Source organism: uncultured Campylobacter sp. (assembly GCF_937949835.1).
GTDB lineage: Bacteria > Campylobacterota > Campylobacteria > Campylobacterales > Campylobacteraceae > Campylobacter_B.
In genome coordinates this window covers 1-7,943 of sequence record NZ_CALEDC010000459.1, presented here as the reverse complement: position 1 = coordinate 7,943, position 7,943 = coordinate 1, and the positions used below count along the sequence as shown (strand labels likewise).

At 39.5% G+C, this 7,943-nt stretch carries 11 protein-coding genes; 7 read left to right on the top strand and 4 right to left on the bottom strand.

The window, feature by feature from the left end:
• Positions 1–1,401 (bottom strand): hypothetical protein (locus tag Q0256_RS10270; RefSeq protein ID WP_297962749.1); only part of this gene is annotated, 1,401 nt, incomplete at its 3' end.
• 425 nt (positions 1,402–1,826) lie between these two features.
• Here Q0256_RS10270 and Q0256_RS10265 point away from each other — a divergent pair.
• The gene (locus tag Q0256_RS10265) at positions 1,827–2,015 is read left to right on the top strand and encodes a hypothetical protein (protein WP_297962747.1); all 189 of its coding nucleotides are present in this window, start codon (positions 1,827–1,829) and stop codon (positions 2,013–2,015) included.
• A 3-nt stretch (positions 2,016–2,018) separates the two neighbouring features.
• Here Q0256_RS10265 and Q0256_RS10260 read toward each other — a convergent pair whose 3' ends face one another.
• From Q0256_RS10260 to Q0256_RS10250, 3 genes are all read right to left on the bottom strand, one after another.
• Complete coding sequence (locus Q0256_RS10260) at positions 2,019–2,294, bottom strand: hypothetical protein (RefSeq protein WP_297962745.1); 276 nt, start codon at positions 2,292–2,294, stop codon at positions 2,019–2,021.
• Positions 2,295–2,457: 163 nt separating this feature from the next.
• Positions 2,458–3,111, bottom strand: a complete 654-nt coding sequence (locus Q0256_RS10255) for a phage capsid protein (RefSeq protein WP_297962743.1) — start codon at positions 3,109–3,111, stop codon at positions 2,458–2,460.
• 146 nt (positions 3,112–3,257) lie between these two features.
• On the bottom strand, positions 3,258–4,019 hold the full coding sequence (locus Q0256_RS10250) for an XkdF-like putative serine protease domain-containing protein (RefSeq protein WP_297962741.1): 762 nt from the start codon (positions 4,017–4,019) through the stop codon (positions 3,258–3,260).
• A gap of 137 nt (positions 4,020–4,156) precedes the next feature.
• Between Q0256_RS10250 and Q0256_RS10245 the strand changes: the two genes are divergently transcribed.
• The 6 genes from Q0256_RS10245 to Q0256_RS10220 form a co-directional block, all read left to right on the top strand.
• Entirely contained in the window at positions 4,157–5,170 is a 1,014-nt protein-coding gene (locus Q0256_RS10245) for a phage portal protein (RefSeq protein ID WP_297962739.1), read from the top strand.
• A 98-nt stretch (positions 5,171–5,268) separates the two neighbouring features.
• Complete coding sequence (locus Q0256_RS10240) at positions 5,269–5,415, top strand: hypothetical protein (protein WP_002942392.1); 147 nt, start codon at positions 5,269–5,271, stop codon at positions 5,413–5,415.
• A 48-nt stretch (positions 5,416–5,463) separates the two neighbouring features.
• Positions 5,464–5,790 carry a competence protein CoiA gene (locus tag Q0256_RS10235; protein WP_297962734.1) on the top strand — a complete coding sequence of 109 codons (327 nt, stop codon included), beginning with the start codon at positions 5,464–5,466 and terminating at the stop codon, positions 5,788–5,790.
• A gap of 9 nt (positions 5,791–5,799) precedes the next feature.
• Positions 5,800–6,111, top strand: a complete 312-nt coding sequence (locus tag Q0256_RS10230; protein ID WP_297962732.1) for a hypothetical protein — start codon at positions 5,800–5,802, stop codon at positions 6,109–6,111.
• Positions 6,112–7,665: a terminase family protein gene (locus Q0256_RS10225; protein WP_297962730.1), complete on the top strand. Its 1,554-nt coding sequence runs from the start codon at positions 6,112–6,114 to the stop codon at positions 7,663–7,665.
• Positions 7,666–7,724: 59 nt separating this feature from the next.
• Positions 7,725–7,943: hypothetical protein (locus tag Q0256_RS10220; protein WP_297962728.1), on the top strand; the 219-nt coding region annotated here is incomplete at its 3' end.

Genomic DNA, 7,943 nt, shown 5'->3' with positions numbered 1-7,943 from the left:
TCCCTCCCACATATCGCTAGCGGTCTGCCCTATATCAAAGTTTTTAACCGTATCAACGATCGGAGCTATATATTTGTTGTATTGATCTTTTATCCATTTAAAGGCAAGCTCAAAGGGTTGCATAATTGCTTTGCCTAAAATTTCAAAGCCAGTTTTTATATCATCTATCCACGCAAATATTGCCTTTTTAACTTTTTCGGTAACCTCGCTCCACGACGTTCCAAATATATTACACAACCCCTCTATCATTTTTATGCTGCCGTCACACCAAAACCGAAAAGCTTTTTTTAAATCGGCTAGTCTAAGAGTGAAAAGAGCGCCTATTGAAGTAAGAATGCCAATAACTGACTGACCAAATCCCATAATTATTTTTGCAGCTCCGCTAAACACTTGTTTAATAATTGGTTCGATCTCTTTATATAGCGCTATGGCTTTTTTGCCCCACTCTATACAAGGCTTCCAATAGTCACCGAATAAGCTTTCGCCGCCGTCTAGATAGGTCATTAGATCATCAATTAGTAAAATAAGACCACCTATTAGCAAAATTACCCAGCCGATAGGGTTGGTTAAAAACGCCGCTAGCATTGCACGTTTAACAACCGCTAAAACGCCGACAAGAATTAATAGCGCCGCTTTCCAGCCTATTGTGCTACTTATTACTTTATTTAAAAATCTAAACGTATTTGTAAAAACTTGCCCTAGCTTCAATATCCACTTAAAGACATTAGTTAAACCCTCTACGACCAGCGCTTTATTTGCTTTTAGAAAGTTGTTAAAGCCTTTTAGGCTTTGATTGACGACTGGGATTAGCTTTAATGCTGTTTGGGTTACGATTGATTGCACCGCCGTTTTTGTTTTTTGTAGTTGATCTTGATACTCTTTTGCTTGAATTATTTCGGCTTGTGTGATATTAAATAGTCTATCTTTTTTCTTTGCTAGCTCCTCGATGTTTTGCAAAGGCGCGGTTAGATAATTAGCTATTAGCCCACTAGCTGCTGTCGCTGCTGCACCTATTAGCACAAATTTGCTTCTTATATTACTTAGCTCTTGTTTTAAATTGGTAGCTGGCTTTTTCTCGGTTAGTTTTTTGGTCTCTTTCGCTGCTTCTTTTGCTTTCTCGCCGACCTTTTCCTCTGCTTCTGCCACTTCATGAAAACTAGTAGTGAGTTCCTCGGCTTGCCCTTTAGCTTCCTCGCACCACTCTACGCCTTTATTTTTGGCTTGCTCTAGTTTTGCTATCAGCTCGGCGTTTCTTTCCATGCCAGCTTTTACTGCGTCACTAATAGGCTGGGCTGTTTGTTTCGCAATATTAGAGATATTTTTTAGCCCTTGTTCTATTTGCTTTATCTTGCCACTATCAACATCAAATCCGATTTTATAAAGAAATTCATCTAATAGCACTATATATCCTTTTAAGGTGCATATTAGAGTAAATTTTAATAATGGTTTCGGCTTGTGTTTTTGTTATATTAAATTATGATATACATAATTATTAAGCATAAAATAAGGTATATTATTATATAATTATCTTATCAAAAGGGATAAAAAGCCTTTTTGATAAGTTCAATCCAAGGAGAAAACGTGAAAGCGTTTTTAAAAAAGGTTTGGGTGATGATAGAAGCGGTCACAACGCTTCTATCTATATTTCAAGCTTTAAAGGAGTGGTTTTAACCACTCCCCCTTGGGTTGATTATAAAATACTAGACTTTACAAGGAGCTTAAAATGGATATTGTTTTTGATGTGGCTCAATTAGTAGTTTGTATCGCCCTAATCTATGAGATGTGGCGTAACCACAAGCTAACAAAACGCATAAAAGAGTTAGAAAATGCAAAAAAATAAAACGCCTAAACGTAAAGACTTTGTTGAGATTTTTGGTATCCCTTACGCCACGTTAAACGATTGGGCTAAATCAGGCAAGGATAACTGGCGTTTTAAATTGCTTGATTTTTTGAGTAATTTGACTTTTGACGAAATAGAAATAATAAAGAATAGAAGTAAAAAAATAGAGGAGTGAGCCTTATTGTTTTTCTAAGGCTCGGCGCTCCTCGTTTAGTAGCTCGATAATAACCTCATGCATTGCTATTGCGTCCTCTAGGTCGTAAATAGTGTGTAGGTCATTTAGCGTGGCATAACCTTTTATGATAGGTAGCCACACCAAATAATCTATATCAAACTCGCTTTTTACGCCTTGTTTAGGTAGGCTGTTATACCCGTTAAGGATTTTGCCCCAGCGGGCAAGAAGTCTAAAAAATGGTATTTTAACCCCTCTAAAATTTACGCCCTCGCCTTGCATGCGGGGTTGCCTTGATCATGCATCGCCGTATTTGAGTCATTTTCTTCAAAAACCTCTATCCTTTTTAGCTTCGTTTTGATTAAGGGTGATTGTCTCACCCTCTTTAACAAAATTTCATTTTACGCATATATTGCCTTTAGCTATGTACACCATGCTCGCTCCTTTATGCCTTGCTCATAAGGCTAGCCCATTTTTTAACGACTACTTCGTAATCGGTAAATACGTCAAATACGTATTTTAAGGCCATCTCTTCGGCGTCGTACCAGCGGTTACGGCGAATATCTAAAACTACTCCCAAAACCAAGTTTTTAAGCGGAGTGGCTAGATAAACGCCTTTTGGCATAAGAGGAGTTATTTCAAACTGGATGCCGAGTATTTGGTTGGCTCCGCCTTGGACGAGATGAAGCGGTAAATTTAGCGCGCTTAGCCTATTTGACACTTTTTCCGTTACGGTATAGGTTAATTTAACCGCGTCGCTAGAGTCCTTAACTACTTGCAGCCAGCCTTTATGTAGTTTTTTGAAAGTTCCGTCGTAAGTATTGCTCTCTCCTATAAAGCCAAGAAGTGCCAAATCGTTACCGAAAGCCTTGGCAAATGCGTCAAAAGTCTCTTTTTCGAAATTAGGATTTGACTTATTGTCTTCTAACGCGTCTTGCAAGATGCGAGCGAATAACTGAACGCTTTTGGCATCTAGCTTTGCACCTACTTTGCTTAAAGCAGATCTTTGTGAGTCGTTTGGTTTTTCGCCACTGGCTACGCGCACTAAAATTCCTTTTGCTACGTCCCATGCATCGAGCTCTTTAGTAAGTCGACTCATTTTTTCAGTATGGATTTTTTGCAAAAAGCCGTTGTTTTACTTAATAACGTCTATAAAATTATGCGATTGCTCAGGTATAAGTGAGCCCGAGAGAGTAACGTTAGTGGCATTCATAGAGCCTTTTAAAATATCGTTTAATCCGTCCATTATAGTATTCCTTTGCTTGCGTGATTTTGCGTTTTTTCGATTGTTACGTCTTGTTTTGATTTGCTTAGCTCGGCCATTATCTCTTCTAATTTGGCGCCGAGCTCGCCGATAAATTTTTCAAGGGTTTCAAGCCTTGCGTCATTTGCACTAATGCCAGCTTTTACAAGCTCGGCAACTCTATTTTCATCCATCGTTTCTCCTTTGTTGTTTGAACTTTCTTTTTTAAAATTTTCGCTTGAGCCGAAAAACTCTTTTAGCGCCGCTATCACGCCGCCTTTTGTGACATCTTCTTTTTCGCTCCCCTTTATCACTCCACTGCCATACATTGATAGTCCAGTTATCGTTCCGTTTTTTATCATCTCTCGCAGCTCCTCATCTTCTATTTTGATGCCTACCGCCCACGCTCCCTCTTCATTAAAGAATTCATCTTTGCTTTTTACTATCCAGCTTTCGCATATATAGGCGTCCGCGATATTAAAATTATGATTTACATCTATACAGTAACTAAGGTCCGATCCTTTCATAAAGTTATAAGCAGCCCTTTTGATTTCGTCAGCATTTGCAAAATCTCCTTGCGTATCCACTTCGTCCGGGGCATAAACTATCCCGTAAACAACTCCTTGTTCCGCATCGCTCTTTTTAAAATCGACTCTTAACAGCTCGTTAAAATTCTCATTTTTGTAGATAATTTTTTTATTGTTAGCACCTGCTGATACCAGCGAAATTAACTTGATTTGCATATCGGTTATCTCTCTAGCCACTGCTTACTCCTTATTTTTTCCGCCATTTTCGCCAAAAATAAGATTTTAAAAAACCTAAATAAGACATATATGTCTTATCTTGCTAGAAAGCGAAAAATCTTTATCGTAGAATTGGATTAAAAATTTTTAGTATAAATATGGATAGAATTTTTAAAGCAGCGCAAGGTAGCGCACAGCTTACTGAAGAAAGCAAAGACTCACAAGGCTTAATAGAGCCGTTTTTTAGCTTTGATAGATTGCTAAGTTTTTTTTACGCCAATACCTATCACAAGCGAGCCGTGCAATTAAAAGCATCACTATTATCTAATATAGAAGATAGCTCAAAGCTCGAAGGTGGCGTTATGACGCCCAAAGATTTTTTATACGCGTTTATATTAAATCTTGAAATTTTTGGAAACGCGTTTGTGGAGATTGCGGGCAAAAACCTTTATATACTTCCCTCTATCGAAGCTAGAGTAAACGAAAATAGAGAAATTTTTCAAGTAAAAAACTCTAGATCTATACCTATTAACGCAAAACACTTATATTATTACTCTCCGAATTCTAGATTTTATAGAGAGCCTGATTATTTGGCAGCCATGCTCTCAATTCTAACCAATCAAAAAGCCGACAGCTTTAATAACGCCTTTTTTGAAAAATCCACCCACGCCGATACGGCCATAATCTTTGAAAATTCAGAGCCTGATGAGATGCAGCTTAACGCCTTTAAAGAATTTTTCGGCTCAAATTTTAAAGGGACGGGCAATGCGCACAAAACATTGGTTTTAACCGCAAACGGCGAGAATGCGAAAGTACGTATCGAGGATCTAAGCAAGGTAAGCGATATTAGTTTTGAAAAGCTTAAAAACCTAAATAGGGACGAAATTATAGCCGCGCACGGAGTACCGCCTAGAATGGTCGGAGTAATGACCGCCGGACAGCTTGGAGGCAGCGGAGAGGTAACCGGACAGCTGCACAGCTTTAACGAGCTTACGATCATCCCAAAACAAGATCAAATAGAGTGGTTTTTCGATAGTATTGGCTATCCTATCAAGCTTAAGCCTATCGATGTAAGCAACTTTAAAGACGACGGAGAGCTGGTAGCCGGACTGGTAAGCAGCGGCATAATTAGTTTAAACGAAGCGCGCGGAATTTTGGGTTATAACAAATAAAACGTTTTAAGCCGTTTTAATATTAAAACAATGCAAACGTATCTTTAAAATACGTTCGTTGAAATTGAAGCCGTTTTGAAGTGTTTTGAAGGTGGTTTTTGGTTGCTAGCCAAAGGCGAAGCATAAACGCAAACTGCTTTGCGTTTATGCCAAAAACCAGTGAGCGAGCATATCAACGCGATGCGAGCGATGTATCCGACTCTGCGACTTTGAGCGAAGTGTATATGATTTTAGAACTTGTTTAATCGCTCAAACAAAGCAGAGCAGAGTATAAAATAAATAAGGAAAATAAGATGCAAAATATCATAGATGAAATTAGGCGTTATAACAAATTAAAAATGATAGCCGACGACGAGATAATACCGTATATAGAAATGGCAGAGTCTCAGATAGGCAAATACGCCGCAGAAGAGGCGAGTAAAACAAAAGCCGCCGCTTTTTATACGTTAGCGCTTTTAGGACAGAAGCTTTGGCTTAAAATCCAGCAGCGCGCAAACGAATACAACGAGAGCTTAGATACTTTTAAAGACGTTAAGCAGTGGGAGGAGTATTGGATGGATAAATTTTACAAACTTACGACGAAGAAAAATACGAGCGGATATTTTTATGCCGCTGTTTAAGGAGAGAGTATGGAAGCAGAGAATATCAAGACCGAAAAAGAGCTAATCGCTTTTTGCGAAAAGTTAATTTTAAAACACGAAGACGATTTTAAAATTTTCGTTTCCGAAAGAAGCGCACTTCATCATGCACAGTATAAGGCCGTCTTGACCGTTATTGTTCCCGTTAGCGACGGAGAGGTTGTATTAAAAGAGCTTATGGATCTAACTCCTCTTTTAAATTTTAAAAACTCAAGCGTAGATGCCACGGATGAGCGGGGCGTGGATATACTAAATTTCGATTTCACGCTTGATTTTATGCGCTCTTGTTTGAAGGATGAATAAATGGCGTATTCTAAGCAGACAAAAGAACTCGTTTTAAATTTAATCTCCTCTGGATATTCATTGTCTGAAATTAGCAAAGAATACAAGATCGACGTATCTACTCTGTCGCGTTGGAAAGGCAAAGAGGATAAACAAGGCCGCCTAACCTCTCAAAATTTAAAAGCTCAAATCGCAAAGCTTAGCAAAGACAAAAGTAGCGACAGCAAAGCAAAACAAATAGCGATGCTCTCCGCGTCCCTATCTCGCCTTGAAGGTCAAAAGGCAAAAGAGGCTAAGGTAAAAAATAAGAAAAAGCCTACCGCCGTGATGAACGCAGACTATGAAAGCCTAAAAAATAAGGCTATGGATGAGGGCGGGCTTTACGGTTATCAAAAAGATTTTATCAACGACGCGTCTCAGTTTCGTATCGTGCTAAAATCCCGCCAAATAGGTTTTTCATACGCCTCAAGCCTTGATGCGCTGCTTGGAGCCGTCGCGGGTCGTAATCAGCTGTTTTTGAGCGCGAGCGAAGAGCAAGCTAGGATTTTAATGAACTACCTAGACGGATGGGCCGAGAAATTCGGCATACTTTTCGTTAAAAATAGCGAATACGAAAAGAGCCTAGATAGCGGCGCTACGATTAGGGTTATGGCTCACAACTTCCGCACGGTGCAAGGTTTTACGGGCGATATTTGGATGGACGAGTTTGCGTGGTATCCGAATCAAAAGCGAATCTGGCACGCGTTTGTCCCGTCTATCGGCGCGGTAGCGGGTCGCCTCACTATCCTATCTACGCCGTTTGAAGAGAATTCGCTATTTCACGAGCTATTCGACAACGAAACAAAATACTATATGTTTTCGAGGCATAGAGTAGATATTTATAGAGCCATAGAGGACGGACTAAATTTCGATCTTGAAACTATGCGAGATCTTTTTGACGCCGATACATGGGCGAGCGCGTATGAGTGCCAATTCATAGACGACGAAAATGCGCTTTTAAGCGTGGAGCTTATAAAAAGTTGTATAAAAGACTATGCGCCGGCGCTTCCCGCCAAAAGTGTCCCGCAATATGCGGGATTTGACGTCGGCCGCACGAAAGATAGATCGGCTCATATAGCCGTATACGACGAAGGCGGCGTAAAGAAGCTAAGCGTGCTAGACATTATCGCCAAAGCAAGCTTTGAAGCGCAAGAAAATTTACTCATCGACTTTTTACGTTTTAATCCTTTAGCTATGCAAAAGATAGATAAAACCGGTATCGGCATGAGCGTAGCCGAAAAGGTAAAAAGGCGCTTTCCTTCAAGGGTGCAAGGGGTCTATTTTACGCAAAGCAGCAAAGAGGCTATGGCGCTAAATTTAAAAAAGCACTTTGAAGATAAAAGCATAATCATCCCAAACGACCCGGCATTAATAGCCGATCTTCACGCTATAAAGCGAAAAGCGGGCGCTAAAAGCTTTATTTACGACAGCGACCGAAACGAACACGGCCACGCAGACCGCTTTTGGGCGCTTGCGCTCGCGCTTAGCTACTTTGAAAAGGTGAGGGATAAAAGAGGTAAGGCGTACATTATTTAAAAATTTGATATAATTTTTTTAAACCAAAATAAGCTTACTTGACAAAAGAGAGGGGTGGCATGAAAAGGTTTTTGGTTATTTTACTTATGGGTATGTTTGTATTTTGCGGATGCGAAAGCAAAGATGAAAATATTAAGGCAGATATAGAAAAATACGAAGAACTTCTTACAAATATGTATATATTTTATTACAAAAAATACAACCCAGTAAGGTGTGCCCACACGCAATATAAGGGCTATTTGTTTATAAAATGTTTTGAAGCGGGGGGCGATCATGCA